Annotated in this window: 14 protein-coding genes; 7 read left to right on the forward strand and 7 right to left on the reverse strand. The window is 60.3% G+C overall.

What is annotated here, in order from left to right; translation table 11 throughout:
* Both BLR24_RS03070 and BLR24_RS03075 read right to left on the reverse strand, forming a co-directional pair.
* Positions 1–870: an FAD binding domain-containing protein gene (locus BLR24_RS03070; RefSeq protein WP_093012371.1), complete on the reverse strand. Its 870-nt coding sequence runs from the start codon at positions 868–870 to the stop codon at positions 1–3.
* Between the two features lie 10 nt (positions 871–880).
* The gene (locus tag BLR24_RS03075; RefSeq protein ID WP_302848481.1) at positions 881–1,891 is read right to left on the reverse strand and encodes an alpha/beta hydrolase; all 1,011 of its coding nucleotides are present in this window, start codon (positions 1,889–1,891) and stop codon (positions 881–883) included.
* Between the two features lie 200 nt (positions 1,892–2,091).
* Here BLR24_RS03075 and BLR24_RS03080 point away from each other — a divergent pair, with 200 nt between their 5' ends.
* The 3 genes from BLR24_RS03080 to hisD all read left to right on the forward strand — a co-directional run bounded on the left by BLR24_RS03080 (position 2,092) and on the right by hisD (position 5,408).
* Positions 2,092–3,063 (forward strand): Bug family tripartite tricarboxylate transporter substrate binding protein, encoded by a 972-nt coding sequence (locus BLR24_RS03080; RefSeq protein WP_093012378.1) that lies wholly within the window; start codon positions 2,092–2,094, stop codon positions 3,061–3,063.
* Positions 3,064–3,073: 10 nt separating this feature from the next.
* Positions 3,074–4,042, forward strand: coding sequence for a cyclase family protein (locus tag BLR24_RS03085; protein ID WP_093012381.1), 969 nt, complete (start codon positions 3,074–3,076; stop codon positions 4,040–4,042).
* An 82-nt stretch (positions 4,043–4,124) separates the two neighbouring features.
* Entirely contained in the window at positions 4,125–5,408 is a 1,284-nt protein-coding gene (gene hisD, locus BLR24_RS03090) for a histidinol dehydrogenase (protein ID WP_093012384.1), read from the forward strand.
* Positions 5,409–5,486: 78 nt separating this feature from the next.
* Here hisD and BLR24_RS03095 read toward each other — a convergent pair whose 3' ends face one another.
* The 3 genes from BLR24_RS03095 to BLR24_RS03105 form a co-directional block, all read right to left on the reverse strand.
* Positions 5,487–6,110 (reverse strand): YbhB/YbcL family Raf kinase inhibitor-like protein, encoded by a 624-nt coding sequence (locus BLR24_RS03095; RefSeq protein WP_175543152.1) that lies wholly within the window; start codon positions 6,108–6,110, stop codon positions 5,487–5,489.
* 100 nt (positions 6,111–6,210) lie between these two features.
* Positions 6,211–7,218, reverse strand: a complete 1,008-nt coding sequence (locus BLR24_RS03100; RefSeq protein ID WP_093012387.1) for a Bug family tripartite tricarboxylate transporter substrate binding protein — start codon at positions 7,216–7,218, stop codon at positions 6,211–6,213.
* Positions 7,215–8,096 (reverse strand): fumarylacetoacetate hydrolase family protein, encoded by an 882-nt coding sequence (locus BLR24_RS03105; protein WP_254787141.1) that lies wholly within the window; start codon positions 8,094–8,096, stop codon positions 7,215–7,217. The genes BLR24_RS03100 and BLR24_RS03105 overlap by 4 nt, the downstream gene beginning before the upstream one ends.
* A gap of 190 nt (positions 8,097–8,286) precedes the next feature.
* Between BLR24_RS03105 and BLR24_RS03110 the strand changes: the two genes are divergently transcribed.
* Complete coding sequence (locus BLR24_RS03110) at positions 8,287–8,982, forward strand: FadR/GntR family transcriptional regulator (RefSeq protein ID WP_093012814.1); 696 nt, start codon at positions 8,287–8,289, stop codon at positions 8,980–8,982.
* Between the two features lie 37 nt (positions 8,983–9,019).
* On the forward strand, positions 9,020–9,583 hold the full coding sequence (locus tag BLR24_RS03115; protein WP_302848483.1) for a LysR substrate-binding domain-containing protein: 564 nt from the start codon (positions 9,020–9,022) through the stop codon (positions 9,581–9,583).
* Positions 9,584–9,623: 40 nt separating this feature from the next.
* On the opposite strand, the gene BLR24_RS03120 is transcribed toward BLR24_RS03115, so the two are convergent.
* Positions 9,624–10,490: a helix-turn-helix transcriptional regulator gene (locus BLR24_RS03120; protein WP_093012396.1), complete on the reverse strand. Its 867-nt coding sequence runs from the start codon at positions 10,488–10,490 to the stop codon at positions 9,624–9,626.
* Positions 10,491–10,669: 179 nt separating this feature from the next.
* Here BLR24_RS03120 and BLR24_RS03125 point away from each other — a divergent pair, with 179 nt between their 5' ends.
* Together BLR24_RS03125 and BLR24_RS03130 are read left to right on the forward strand one after the other, a co-directional pair.
* Positions 10,670–11,983, forward strand: a complete 1,314-nt coding sequence (locus tag BLR24_RS03125; protein ID WP_175543154.1) for an aminotransferase class V-fold PLP-dependent enzyme — start codon at positions 10,670–10,672, stop codon at positions 11,981–11,983.
* A 5-nt stretch (positions 11,984–11,988) separates the two neighbouring features.
* Entirely contained in the window at positions 11,989–12,468 is a 480-nt protein-coding gene (locus tag BLR24_RS03130; protein ID WP_254787142.1) for a RidA family protein, read from the forward strand.
* A 632-nt stretch (positions 12,469–13,100) separates the two neighbouring features.
* Here the strand turns inward: BLR24_RS03130 and BLR24_RS03135 are convergent.
* Complete coding sequence (locus tag BLR24_RS03135) at positions 13,101–13,955, reverse strand: fumarylacetoacetate hydrolase family protein (protein WP_093012405.1); 855 nt, start codon at positions 13,953–13,955, stop codon at positions 13,101–13,103.
* Between the last annotated feature and the right edge of the window lie 9 nt (positions 13,956–13,964).

Consider the following 13,964-nt stretch of genomic DNA (forward strand, 5'->3'; position numbering starts at 1 on the left):
CTAGACCGCTGCCCGCTGGGCAGCTAACTTGATCGCGTCCCTGACGTAAACGCCGACCAACCTTCTTCTGTACTCCGCTGACCCGAACACGTCGCTGTCCGGCGATGCGTCTTCTTGTGCAGCGGATGCTGCGGCCGCAACGGTTGCTTCATCCAGCGACATTCCGAGCAGAGCCCGCTCCGCACCGAGAGCGCGAATGGCTGTTTCCGCGGACCCCGCGAGCGCAATCCGCGCGTTCACACACCGGCCCCGTTCCATCACGAGCACCACCGCCGCAGAAACTAGGGGCGTTTCCATGGCTGCGCGACCCGTGTGCGCGAGGTAGGCCATCCCGCAGCCGCGAGGCGGCTTCGGCACCTGGATTTCGCTGACGACTTCCGCCGCCTGAAGATCCGTCCAGAGGTGACCCTTGAAAAACTGGTCGAGCGGCACAGTCCGCGTTCCGGAGGGGCCAATGATGGACATTCGCGCCTCCAGCGCGAGCAGCGCGGGAGCCGGGTCGCTGGCTGCATGTCCCACGCACAGGTTGCCCACCAAGGTTCCCCAGTTCCTGACCGCGCTCGCCGACACCTCGCGCTCAGCATCAGCAAGCACAGGGTATTCACGCTGGACTGCTTGGCTCTCCAAAACTTGGGTGTGGGTGGCGAGCGCGCCGATGTGCAGCCCCCAATCATCCATGCGCACGTAATCCAAGCCCGGGATCGACTTCAGGTCGATCAGGCAGGTCGGCTCGATGACACGGTACTTCATCATGCGTACGATGGATTGGCCGCCCGCCAGGAGCTTCCCGCCATCCGGGTGCGCTTCCAAGGCGGCGCATGCCTCCTGGAGGCTCCGCGGAGCGATGTAGTCGAACTTTGGCAAGGCCATGGGATACCCCTCAGGCAGTGACTGGTGCGCGGCCCGAATCGACGATCCGCTCCGCTTCCACGCCGGGCCTCGCTGGCTTCAGGTGTGCGTCGAACCAAGCCACTGATTCACGCATCACGATCTCGAAGACCTTCGGATCGACGAACTGGTACACGTCATAGTGATCCGCGCCCGGAATGGTGACGAGCCGCTTGGGCTCCTGCGCCTTGGCGAAGAGCGCATACGACTCCTCGACGGGCACGAGGCCGTCCCGCTCGCTGTGAATGAACAGGATCGGCCGAGGCGAAATCTGATGCACGACGGCCTCGGGCTTGTGCGTGAGGGTCGCCTCGGCGTTCTCCAGCGGATACCCACCGGTGTATGTCTCGGCAGCCTTGACTTTTTCTGTGATTACCGCGCGCGAGTGCGGATCGCCAGGCATCAGTTCCGTCACGTCCACGCGCTCCGAATTTCCCGTCACCACGCGCTGCTTCCTGTCCTCTTCCAGCCTGTCCAGGAACTTCAGCCATTGCCAGTGCCCACGGAGGCTCTTCATCCAACGCTCGCCGTCGCCGACCGGCACGACCGAGACGACGCACCGGACACGGTCATCTTCTGCGGCTGCGCAGATGACGTTACCGCCCCCGAAGGACGTTCCGTAGAGCGCGATACGCCGCGGATCAACGCTTGCAAGCGTACCGACGAAGGTCACTGCGTTCCGAATGTCTTCCACCTGCTCCCGTGGGATGAGGCGTGCTCTGGTGCCTTCACTCGCGCCGAAGCCGCGATGATCGAACACGAATGCGACATAGCCATTTTCGGCAAGTCGCTCGGGCACCGGAAGGAGATAGACATCTTTCATGCCCGTGTAGCCGTGGCAGCCGACAACGGTCGGACGGCGTTCACCGGGCTTGAGGTCGTCCGGCTCATACAGCAGGCCGCTGAGTCGCACGCCATCGCTGTAGAAAGTCAGCTTAGTGATCTTTGCCATTTGTTCACCCACATCATCGTTAAAAGGTGAACGGAGTGTGGGCCGATGCATCCGTCTAAGCCAATACCATTTTTCTTCGCGTCCATGCCGGCGCGCTATGTGGCTTTCAGCTGTTCATCTCGGACTACGAGTAAACCCGCCCCGTGCAGCCAGCATGGCCCCATGCCGCAACCATATTAGACGAGGCGAGGGAAGGCGAATAGCGTTCGGGACCTTGCACAACCACCTGAACCGCCCGAAGGAGATATACCTTGAAACGCCCCTCACACTTACGGCATTCGTTGCTCATCGCCGCCTCCCTGCTGGCTCCCGCAGCATGGGCAGAGGCGGACTATCCCTCACGTGCTATCCGAGTGATCGTGCCCCTGCCCGGGGGCTCGTCCCCGGACGTGATCGCCCGCCTCTGGGCTGACGGTCTGGGCCGTCGATTAGGCCAGCCCGTGGTGATCGACAACCGGCCCGGGGCCGCCACCATCGTCGGTGCGCAGGCTGCGGCCACCGCACCCGCGGATGGCTACACCCTCTTCTACACAGTGGGCAGCACGACGTCCCTCAATCCCTTCGTCTATTCGGCATCGCGATTGCCTTACAAGACGGAAGACTTCGTGGGCGTGGTGCGGACCGTCTCGGTCCCGTATGTGCTGGTGGTCTCGGCCAACTCGCCCATCAGGTCCACCGCGGAGCTGATCGCCTCGGCGAAAAAGAACGGCGACAAGATGAACTACGCAAGCTATGGCATGGGGCAGACAACGCACGTGCTGATGACGCGTTTTCTTAACGCCTCGGGCGCCACGATGACCCATGTTCCGTACAAGGACGGTGGCATCACCGACATCATTTCCGGCGTGGTGAACGCGTCGTTCGAACCGAGCACCACAGCGATCCCGCAAATTGCAGGAGGGAAATTGCGCGGCTTGGCGGTGACCGGAGCAAAGCGCTTGGCCACGCTACCGGACGTTCCCACGGTCTCCGAGACCATTCCTGGCTTTGTAGCGGACTCCTGGCAGGGAGTTCTGGTGCGCAAAGGCACACCCGCAGCAGTCGTGCAGAAGATCGCCGCGGCCTCGCAGGAGATTTTGGGCTCGGAGGAGTTCCGCACCAAAGCGCGCGATCTCGGCCTGCAAGCCGTCCAAGGCACTCCAGCCGAGTTTCAGAACTTCATCAGTGAGGACGCTCGAGCCTGGGAGAAAGTAGTGAAAGACAACAACATCCGCGCGGAATAAGGAGCCAACCATGACCAAACGATTCGACGAAAACAAGTTCAAGATGTCCCACTTGCGAGACGTTGCCGAGCGATGCAGTAACTGGGGCCGCTGGGGTCCGGATGATGAGATGGGCACACTCAATTTCGTTGGTCCCAACGAGATCATTGCTGCGTCCGGGCTCGTGAAGCGGGGCCGTGTTTTCTCGCTTGGACTGAACTTCGACAGAAACGGTCCTCAAAAAGGGCTTTGGGGCAATCGCCACAACCCGATCCACACCATGCTCGCCACCGGGACCGATGCGGTTGCGGGCAACCAGGACGCGGGCGGGCTGCGCTACGCAGACGATGCCGTCTCCATGCCGCTGCAATGCGGCACCCAGTGGGACGCCTTGGGTCACATCTTCTATGACGACAAGATGTGGAATGGGTACGACGCCAGGCTGGTCGACACCAACGGCGCCCAGAAGAACGGCATCGAAAAGGTGAAGGACCGCATGGTCGGCCGAGGCGTACTGCTAGACGTCGCACGCCACTTGGGCCGTAGCTCGCTGGACGACGGAGAGGCGATCACGAGCGCCGACTTGGACGCGGCAGCAAAGACGCAGGGGGTCGAGATCCGGCGAGGCGACTTCGTCATCGTGAGGACCGGACACATGGAGCGATGCCTGGAAGGCAGCGAATGGGGTGGCTACGCAGGTGGTTCCGCTCCCGGGCTCGCTTTCGAGACTGCGGAGTGGATCCACAAGAAGGAAATCGCCGCCATCTGCACCGATACTTGGGGTTGCGAGGTGCGACCGAACGAGACCGACGAGTGCACGCAACCCTGGCATTGGGTTGTGATCCCAAAGATCGGCATCTCCATGGGCGAGATTTTTTTCCTCAAGGACCTCGCTGCAGATTGCGCGACCGACGGTGTCTACGAGTTCATGTTCGTTGCTCCACCGCTTCCGATCACCCGCGCGGTTGGATCCCCCATCAACCCCATGGCCATCAAGTAACCCGCCGCTTACGCCCGTGCGCCGAGACGCGGCGCACGGCTGTGCCGATGCAAGTCTTCCTCACCTTCTTCGAAGCCAAACCATGATTCATCACATCAAAAGGGGCAAGGCGCCCCAAGCAAAACTGCAAGCCAACGCGCTGGTCCAGACCACGGTTCAGGCGATTCTTTCTGACATCGAGCAACGAGGCGAAAGCGCAGTTCGCGAATACTCCGAGAAGTTCGACAAATGGAGTCCGGAGGCCTTCCGCCTGAGCAAAGCCCAGATCGACTCGGCCATCGACTCGCTGTCGTCCCAAGCTCGAAAGGACATCGAATTCGCGCAGACCCAGATTCGTCGCTTTGCGCAGATTCAGCTGTCAACGCTGCGGGATGTCGAAGTTGAAACATTGCCAGGCGTCGTGCTGGGGCACCGCAACATTCCCATGAAGTCTGTCGGCTGCTACATCCCCGGCGGCAAGTATCCGCTGATCGCGTCAGCTCACATGAGTGTGCTGACCGCCAAGGTGGCGGGTGTCGATCGCGTCATTGCCTGTGCGCCACCGTTCGACGGAAAGCCTTCCCCCGAGATCGTGGCAGCCATGGCGCTGGCCGGGGCGGACGAGATCTATGCGTTGGGAGGCGTCCAGGCAATCGCTGCAATGGCCCTCGGAACCGAGAGCATCGCGCCGGTAGACATGATCGTCGGACCCGGCAATGCCTTCGTTGCCGAGGCCAAGCGCCAATTGTTCGGGCGGGTCGGCATCGATCTGCTTGCCGGTCCGACCGAGACCATGGTCATCTGCGATGACAGCGTGGACGCCGAATTGGTGGCGGTCGATCTTCTCGGGCAAGCCGAGCACGGCCCCACTTCGCCGGCCGTATGCATAACGACGAGCCGAAGCATCGCGGAGCAACTTCCGGCTGCCATTGAAAGCGTTCTTTCCCGATTGGAAACGCGCGCCGTGGCGGCCCAGTCATGGACCGACTACGGTGAAATCATCCTATGTGACTCGGACGAAGAGATGCTGCAGGAGTCGGAGCGGATCGCATCCGAGCACGTGCAGGTGATGACCAGAAACCCCGACTGGTTCTTGCAGAACATGCGCAGCTATGGCGCATTGTTCCTCGGCCACCGCACCAACGTCTCTTATGGCGACAAGGTGATCGGCACCAATCACACCTTGCCTACCATGGGAGCCGGCCGGTACACCGGCGGTCTCTGGGCAGGCAAGTTCATCAAGACGCACACCTACCAGCGTGTTCTAACTGACGAAGCTTCGGTGATGGTGGGTGAGTATTGTTCCCGTCTGTGTGCCCTTGAGCACATGGCTGGTCATAAGGAGCAAGCGGACATTCGCGTCCGCCGGTTCGCAGCAAATACTTGAAGAGAGGCGCAGGCGGCCCACGCGGATTGTCGGTAGACGGGGCCGCGTGCCCAACGGCCGCCCGCCGACGAACGCGCCTCAGCGGCCGTAGAGTGAAGTGAACGACGCTTTGCCCAGCACCTTGTTGCCTAGCGCTTTGTTCAGCGCGAAGCCGTGGAGCGCCGGGGTGCCGGTCTTCGGAATCCCAGCCGCTTCGTACAGGTCATCCACGGCGAGCGCATACACCGTGAAGACGTAGCGATGCGGCTTGTCGCCCACCGGCGGACAAGGGCCGCCATAGTTGCCGTTCGCACCGGCAGCGCCTGTGTCTTGATAGTCGTTCATCCCTCCTGTGGCGCCAGCCGGCAGGCTGGAGGCAGCATTGCCAGCCCCCTGCGGGAGCTGCGTCGCTGACGCGGGTATGTTGTAGATCGCCCAGTGCCAGAAGCCACTACCGGTGGGAGCGTCAGGATCGTACATTTGAAGCGCGAACGATTTGGTGCCGGCCGGCGCGCTCTTCCATACTAGGGCCGGAGAAATGTTCTCACCCTTACAGCCGAAGCCGTTCAGCACGAACTTGTTGGCAATCCTCCCACCCTTGGCAATGTCGGGGCTGGAGAGGCTGAATTTGTCGCTTGCCTGTGCGAAGACTGGAGACAGCATCAGAACAGAAACGCTGGCGAGGAGCAGCGCCTTGGGCGAAAAACGGCGTTGGATATTCATCGGTTTCCTTTTGGGGGTTGAGAAGAGTTGATCCGACTCGCACTGTGCGATGTGTGAAGTGAGCGAGCAGCGCTCGAATTGAGGTAGAGACTCATGGCGGTCATTCGACCTTTCCGATCCGCTGGACAACCTTCGCCATGGCCTGAGCGTCCTTTGCGACAAATGCAGTGAACTCCGGGGTGTCGAGGTACTGCATGTAGGTACCAGCTGCCTCCAGGGATCGGGCCGCACGCACGTCGCTAGCAGCAAATTTAGCCGCCTCCCGAAGTTTGGTCGCAATGGCAGTCGGTGTCGAAGCAGGAGCAAACAGACCCGTCCATTGCAGGTAGGTCACTGGAACTCCTGATTTTTTCAGGCTGGGCACTTCCGGAAGTGTCGGGATCGTCCCCTCACCCCAATGCGCGAGTGCTCGAAGCTTTCCGGCCTGGATATGGCCCGCGACCGTCGAAGGCCCCGTGGCCAAGGCATCCACCTGACCTCCGAGGAGCGCCACAACGGCAGGAGCTGCACCGGTAAACGGAACATGCAACATCGAGGTTTTGGCCGCGGCATTCAGCTGTTCGAACGGGACATGCATCGTCCCGTAGTTGCCCGATGATCCAAAGGTGTGCTCACCCGGTCTTGCACGCAGCGCTGCTGCGAACTGCTCGAAATTTTTCCAGGGGCTGTCAGCCTTGACCACGAGAACTACCGGGTCCGCTGTGAAGCGAGCAATGGGCTCGAGTTGAGCGAGTTCGAACATGGGCCGACGCTGACGGATGGCATCCGCTTCGGGCAACACGACGACAGAGGAAAGCGCCATGAGCACGGTGTAGCCGTCAGGCTTCGCCTTGGCGACCTGCGACATGCCGATGCCTCCCCCGGCACCTGCCTTGTTCTCGACAATGACAGGCTGCTTCAGGTAGCGACCCATGGCTTCCGCCACGGGTCGCGCAGCAATATCAGCTGCGCCACCTGGCGGGAATGGCACGACCATGGTGATCGGTTTCGACGGATATGCGTCTTGTGCCGAGGCCGGCGCATGGAAAAACACTGTTGCAGTGGCCAAGCCGATCAACACCCGGCGCTTCTTCAACCCGCGGGTCGGGCACAGGTTTATCTCAGTCATCGGGTGCGGACGCGATTGTTCAGTTCGCCCAGCCCCGTGACTGCGACACGGACGAGGTCGCCGTGCTGCAAGAACTTGGGTGGCGAATGGCCGATTCCGACGCCAACGGGCGTGCCTGTTGCGATAAGGTCGCCGGGCAGAAGCGTCATTGCCTTCGACAGAGTCGAGATCAAGTTCGGCACGTCGAAGATCAGGTCTGTGAGCATGCCGACCTGGCGCAGTTCACCATTCACCCAGGTCTGCACTTTGAGCGATGGGATGGGGGCTTCGTCCTCCGTGGTAATCCACGGGCCGACGGGGCAGAACGTATCGAGCGACTTCCCGAGGAACCACTGCGCGTGGTTCTTTTGCAGATCGCGCGCTGTCACATCGTTGAGGGCGACGAATCCGAAGACTTTCGCAAGGGCATCCGCCGGAGACACATTGCGGCACTCGGCACCGATCACCACGCCGATCTCGCCCTCATAGTCGACTGACGAGGTGTGTGCCGGGTCAAAGACGATGTCATCGGAAGGCCCTGCGAGCGAGGTTGTCGCTTTGGTGAAGATCTGAGGGAAAGCAGGCACCGCGGCAGCGCCGCTTGTAGCGTTGAAGCCGCTCGCATCGAACTCGGCCGCGTGCTCGGTGTAGTTCTTGCCTACCGCGAAGATGTTCCGCACAGGCGCGGAGATCGGCGAGAGAAACGTGACTTCGGAAAAATCAGCCTTCCCGACCGTCAGTTCTTCAAGTTCTGCTGCTCTGATGCGACGCTCGATAACGGCCTGAACCGGGTTCAGATGGCTCGAGAAACTGCCGCCAATGAACCTGACGGTCGCGTTGGCCTCATCGACCAACACCATGCGCACCCGCCCGAGATGAGAAACACGTCCGATCTTCATTTTGCTCCAATTGGGTTTCAGATCAAACCAATATGACCCGATTGGGCGAGTATGCGTCAAATTGGGCGCATGCTTATGGTTATTTCGAGGCTTACCCTTGAAATCCTCTGTCGATTGGTTGCAATTGGTTTGATCTGGTCGCCCAGTTTTTGACCGCTTGATATGATCTGAAGCGATGGAGAACCAAACGATGGACAGCGCCGCGGTACTGAGAGATGCAATCCTGGGCAAGCTCAAGTCCGGCGAATGGCCTCGCGGGCACAGGATCGATACCGAGCGCCATCTCAGCGAATCATTCGGCATCGGCCGCTCGACGGTTCGGCGCGTTCTGGCGCAATTCAAGGCAGCCGGCCTCATCACTCAAACGGTCGGCAGCGGCACTTTCGTCAGCGACCGGCTTGATCCGGCTAAGTTGAGCAGAGGCGAGTCCTCCGAGCCGGGCACAGCGCTCGCGATCGGTTCGGGTTCAATCAGCCCGGCAGAGCTCATGGACGCTCGGCTCGCCATCGAGCCGAGCATCGTGGAGCTGATCATCCGGAACGCCTCGCAGAACGACTTTTCAAAGATGGCCCATTGCTGCGACAAGGCCGAGGCCGCGCACAGCCTGGAAGAGTTCGAGAAATGGGACGGTGAGCTGCACGAAACCATTGCGCTCGCCGCTCACAACTCGCTGGTCATCAACATATTTCAATTGATCAAACAGGCGCGAGCCCAGGACGATTGGGGTGCACTCAAGCGCCACAGTCTTTCGCAAGAGCGGCGCCTGTCCTATCAGATCGAACACCGCCAGATTGTGAGCGCGCTGACCGATCGGGATCTGGTGCGTGCAACGGCGCACACTCGAGACCACCTTCTTCACGTACGACGCAATCTGCTTGGCCCCTGAACGAGGCCCATTCAGTCCTGATTAAGCGGATTCCATTCTGCGCGCGGTACATCCCGCGTTGCGCGTCGAACTCACGCTGACCGATCGGGTGCTCGACCTGACTGCATGGGGCGCAGATTGCTGGGTTTGCGTGGGCGAGGTGCGCGATCCTGGATTGGTGAGCCGCAAGCTCGGCACGATGGAACGTGTGCTGATCGCCGCGCCCGAATTGCTCAAGAAGCTGGGGCCCGTCAGCATCGCGCCTTTCGCAGTTGCCCTGCGTCGGGCTCGCGCCCTACGTGACCGGCAAGTGCGCATGCTGGATCGATCGGGCCGCTCCCGCATGGAGATGCTCGACACGCCGATCCAGACCGACAGCCTGTTGTCGAGCTACCGCGCGATCCTCAATGGAGCCGGTATCGGCGCGGCGGCCCCCTGGATGTGCCAGGAAGACCTCAAGACCGGTCGGGTGCAGCGGGTGCTGGCGAACTGGTGGCTCGAACCGATCGCCCTTCATGCCGCCCTGCCTCCGGGCATCTACAGGCCAGCGCGCGTCACTGCATTCATCGACGCCCTAAAGACGAGGATGTTTGCCCTCTCGGGCTTCGAGCAGTCAAGCTAGGCTTAGGTCTCGCATCAGTTGAGAGAGTCGTGTTGCTGCGTCAATCTGCCACGGATCCTCTCTTGCGGGCAGTAGCGGGCCTCTGCACAGAGGCGAGATTCGTCGCCGCAATCGAAGATTTCCGCGTCGGTGGAGCCTGCTGTTCGCGTTGTCGAATCGCTTCGAGATAGTTGTAGACCGTGTACCTTGAGAGCCCCAGTGCCTTGGCGGCTCGTGGAACGCTGCCTTTCACGATGAACAACCCACGGCGCAGCATCTCCTCGACAGCCTTGCTCTTCTCGTCCTTGGTCATCAGCAGCACGGGCTTCGCGAGGTTTTGAACTGCGGATTCAATAATCTCCGCCATCAGGGCGTCCATGTCAGCAGATTCGGCATGTGTTTCTCCGTTCACCTTCACATTCGACGGTCCATCGATAGCCCTGCCAACCCATGCGTGCACCAGTTTGAGCATCTGGAGATCGACGTTGGCACAAAGTGCCGCCAAGGGTGTTCCGGACTCGGAACGAAAGATGACGGTTGCTGATTTGAGAGGGGTGCCAGCTGGACTGACTGTGGGATAGACGCCGACCATTGCGTGCCCCTCATCGGAGGCCTCAGTCGTAGTAGCAAACGCTGCGGTAAAGGCATGATCGTCTTTCGGGCCGCTCAGGATAGGGCTTCCAACCGATCTACCCGAGACCTGTCCGTTGGCGATGGCGACTACGGAAGCATCTGGATGTGTGAGGTCATGGAGCACCAGTTCCGTATTGGGCGGCAGTATTTGCTCCATCAGATCAACGACGGGACGCAGGATTGACATCATCCGGTCCCGCTCGATTGCCAGTTGACTGCGCTCAAGCCGATGTCGCCCACCTGGCGCGGCGGCTAGCGGGATGGCAGCGGAGTCGCGAAGCTTGCGTGAGGACATGTAAGTAGGTGTCTCCGGGGATTGAGGGGGTTAGTCCTAGGCGAACACTTCAACATAGTGTTGAACAATACACAGTGAGTTGAACAGGCGTCGCTCTTGCAGGCTGCGATGACTATAGGCCAGCAGTTCGCCCTGGAATTCAACTCTTTGTTGGCCTATTGACAAGGAGTTTAATGAAAATGAACGAAGTTGAATCCCAGGTTCTGCCTGAGGCCTCTCGTCGCCGCTGGCTCAAGTCCATCGGCGGTGCATCGATCGCTGGCTTGCTCGGAGGCCAGCTCACGGGATGCGGCGGAAGCTCAGGGGGCGCACCCATCTCGCCGGCATCTGCGGCTGAACCGCAGACGCCCGCAGACGCATCGAGCCTTCCGGCGAAGGCACTATTTCCCGGAGTAGCAGACCGTGTCTACCTCAATGGAGCGGCGGACCATCCATGGAACCAGTACGCCACGGACGCCTTGAAGGGCTACGCTCAATCCAAGCTTTCCCTTGTCGGCGGAGGCGCCACCGCGACAGCGAAGTTCGCCGCGCTCATCAACGCCGACGCCGACGAGGTCACCTATGTCCCAAGCACTTCAATGGGTGAATACCTCGTCACCAAGTCGCTTGGCCTGCCGGCCAGTGGCGGCCGAGTTGTGACTGACGCCTTGCATTTTGTAGGCTCGTTCTACATGTACGAGCAATACCGTCTGCAAGGCCTGGACGTCGTGACGGTTCCAATGAATGCCGACTATCGGATCCCGCTCAGCGCTCTCGATGCTGCAATTTCTCCCGGAACCAAGCTGGTCGCCATCTCGCACGTGTCTCTCTACAACGGATTCACGCACGATTTGAAGGCGGTCTGTGACCTGGCGCACTCTCGGGGGGCCCTCGTCTATGTCGACTTGATCCAGTCGGCGGGCGCCATTCCCGTGGATGTCAAAGCTGCCGGCGTGGATTTTGCGGCATGCGGAACCTATAAGTGGCTCATGGGAGACTTTGGGTTTGCATTCCTCTATGTGCGCAAGAGCCTTCTCTCGCAGCTCCAACGTCCTTGGTATGGCTATCGCCAAACGCGAAACTTCGCGGCGCCGATCTTGCACGTCTACCCGCTGGACGCTCCCGGCAGTGTTCCGTATGAAAGTGCGCAGATCAACTCGGTCGCAGGCTACTTTGCGGGTTCGTTCCCCGCTTCGTCCGTGGAAGCAGCTTGCGCAGCATCCATTGATTGGATTCAAAGCATCGGGGTAGAAAAGATCCAGGCTTACCGCAAGCCCATGACCGATGCGCTGCAGGCTGGCTTGCGCGCGAGAGGTTTTCAGGTGGTGACGCCTCCAGAAACTGTTTCGCCAATCGTTACGTTTTCCTATGCGAACGCTTCGCAACTGTCCAGTCGGTTGTCGCCTGCAAAGGTCGAAATCACTTTACGGGCCAACCACGCGCGCATTTCGCCATCGGTCTACAACGACATCAGCGACATCGACAAGTTTCTCGCTGCCATCGGAACCCCCTGAATCCAATGAGCTCCACCCTCCACGCATCCAAACCGTCCCTTGCCCGTCTTTTTGGCATGAGCGCATTCGCACTCGCCCTTGCAGTGAGTGCGGGATGCACCACCACCCCCAAGTACCTGAACTCGGGAAAGATCTTGCCTACCACTCTTCCTTTTTCGGAGGCGGTCCTAGTCGGCGGCACGCTGTACCTGTCCGGCCAGATCGGAAATATTCCTGGCAGCCTCAAGCTGCCGCCCGGTGGCATCAAAGCAGAATCCAAGCAGGTTCTCGACAACATCAGGACCTCGCTGGAGGCGCACGGCTACTCGTTGGACGATGTGGTCAAGTGCACGGCGATGCTTGCCGACATGAGCGAGTGGACTGCATTCAACGATGTCTACAAGACGTACTTCAAGGATGGGAAGTTTCCTGCTCGAAGTGCGTTCGGTGCCACGTCCCTGGCTTTCAACGCGCGAGTGGAACTGGAGTGCATCGCCGCGAAGTAGCAGGGGCTTCGCGGGCTGCAGAAATATGACCAGTCCGTACTGGTCGCGTTGGCGATAGCAAACGCCATGTCGTTCTTTCTCGAAGAAAAAGCGGTGCGAGCGGTCCGAAGGTCTCTTCGCATGCCAGCGTAATCTGTCAGGTGGAATGGGCTACAACGGCAGGTTCGAGACAAAGCACAACGCAGGAACGCGGAAAAGTCACGGCGCCAATCCTGCCCGAGCGCCCGACCCTAAGTACCGGAGCCGCGACTCTCGCCCGGCGTGAATCGGGCTGAGGGACTTCGTCTCGAAATAACGAAAGCGCACCACCGCGGTCTGCTCGCGCTTCGCTTTTCTGAAGGTCTAGAGGGGCCAATGCGCCGTTCTTCAAGTCTCCCCCTTCGTCAAACGAAATGTTTCCCGTGACACCCTTGTATCCTTGTGTCTTCGCACGTGTTGGAAGGTAGACGTTCGGATCGGCCGACCCCCTTGACCCTCGCATCGACCATCACATGACTGCGTCATATGAGTAAAGTGCAACGAAGACTTCAGAACCGGCACCGAACTTTTTCCAAACTGCTTCCCTGAACTTTTCACCACCGATGAGCGGTTGCGCACGCGCCCCCAAAGGTGAGGCGAGTAGCCAGGCCGCTTTACCGGGCTACGCGGACAGACATCGCGCCGATCCCCTGCACCGAGGCGTTCAGCACATCCCCTGCGGCCACCGGTCCGACACCGGCCGGTGTCCCCGTCATGATCACGTCCCCTGGATGCAGCGTGTAGATGGCAGACGCATATTCGATCAGTCGCTGGACGTCGAAGATCAGGTACTTCGTGTTCGATGACTGCTTGACCTCACCGTTGACGCGGATGCTGAGATCGAGATCGTTCGGATCGAGAATTTCGTCTTTGGTCACCATCCAGGGCCCCAGCACGCAGAAAGTGTCGGGCGATTTGCGGAAGGTCGGAAATTCGGGTCCGCGCACCGTCATGTCGAGCCCGATGCAGTACCCCAGAACGTAGTCGAGTGCCACGGCCCGGGAAACGCGCTTTGCTGTTCTACCGATGATGACAGCCAGTTCCACCTCGTGGTCGGTACGCCGGTCCGGGAAGGGAATCTGGATCTCCTGGCTGCAGCCGATGAGGGAACTGTTGGCCTTGAGGAACAACCCGAACTTGTCGAGTTCCGTGTACGTCTTGCCGTGGTTGATCTCGTTATCGGCGTTCGCTTCATCGATGTGATCCTTGTAATTGATGGGTGCGCCGATGATCTTTCCGGGGTTGGCCACCGGGGACAGCAACTGCACTTGTTCCAGAGGCGTGGGCGCCCCGGTGGCCGCGATCTGCTCAATCCGCTCACGCGCGGCTTCGAAATTCTGGATCAGCCAGTCCGCCGGCGGATAGGGCCAGGAGGCCTTCGGAATGTGCGAGAAAGCAGGCGTGACGTCGACGACGCCGGTTCCGGTAATCACGCCGATGCGATGATTGTCAAAGAGGCAGAGCTTCATCTTGTTGAT

The sequence above is a fragment of the Variovorax sp. OV700 genome (assembly GCF_900099805.1).
Lineage (GTDB): Bacteria > Pseudomonadota > Gammaproteobacteria > Burkholderiales > Burkholderiaceae_C > Variovorax.

What these genes read in the sequence shown, in the direction of transcription:
- BLR24_RS03070 (WP_093012371.1), bottom strand. Translation starts at nt 870, where the DNA reads ATGGCCTTGCCAAAGTTCGACTACATCGCTCCGCGGAGCCTCCAGGAG.
- BLR24_RS03075 (WP_302848481.1), bottom strand. Translation starts at nt 1,891, where the DNA reads ATGCATCGGCCCACACTCCGTTCACCTTTTAACGATGATGTGGGTGAA.
- BLR24_RS03085 (WP_093012381.1), top strand. Translation starts at nt 3,074, where the DNA reads ATGACCAAACGATTCGACGAAAACAAGTTCAAGATGTCCCACTTGCGA.
- hisD (WP_093012384.1), top strand. Translation starts at nt 4,125, where the DNA reads ATGATTCATCACATCAAAAGGGGCAAGGCGCCCCAAGCAAAACTGCAA.
- BLR24_RS03095 (WP_175543152.1), bottom strand. Translation starts at nt 6,110, where the DNA reads ATGAATATCCAACGCCGTTTTTCGCCCAAGGCGCTGCTCCTCGCCAGC.
- BLR24_RS03100 (WP_093012387.1), bottom strand. Translation starts at nt 7,218, where the DNA reads ATGACTGAGATAAACCTGTGCCCGACCCGCGGGTTGAAGAAGCGCCGG.
- BLR24_RS03105 (WP_254787141.1), bottom strand. Translation starts at nt 8,096, where the DNA reads ATGAAGATCGGACGTGTTTCTCATCTCGGGCGGGTGCGCATGGTGTTG.
- BLR24_RS03110 (WP_093012814.1), top strand. Translation starts at nt 8,287, where the DNA reads ATGGACAGCGCCGCGGTACTGAGAGATGCAATCCTGGGCAAGCTCAAG.
- BLR24_RS03120 (WP_093012396.1), bottom strand. Translation starts at nt 10,490, where the DNA reads ATGTCCTCACGCAAGCTTCGCGACTCCGCTGCCATCCCGCTAGCCGCC.
- BLR24_RS03125 (WP_175543154.1), top strand. Translation starts at nt 10,670, where the DNA reads ATGAACGAAGTTGAATCCCAGGTTCTGCCTGAGGCCTCTCGTCGCCGC.
- BLR24_RS03130 (WP_254787142.1), top strand. Translation starts at nt 11,989, where the DNA reads ATGAGCTCCACCCTCCACGCATCCAAACCGTCCCTTGCCCGTCTTTTT.
- BLR24_RS03135 (WP_093012405.1), bottom strand. Translation starts at nt 13,955, where the DNA reads ATGAAGCTCTGCCTCTTTGACAATCATCGCATCGGCGTGATTACCGGA.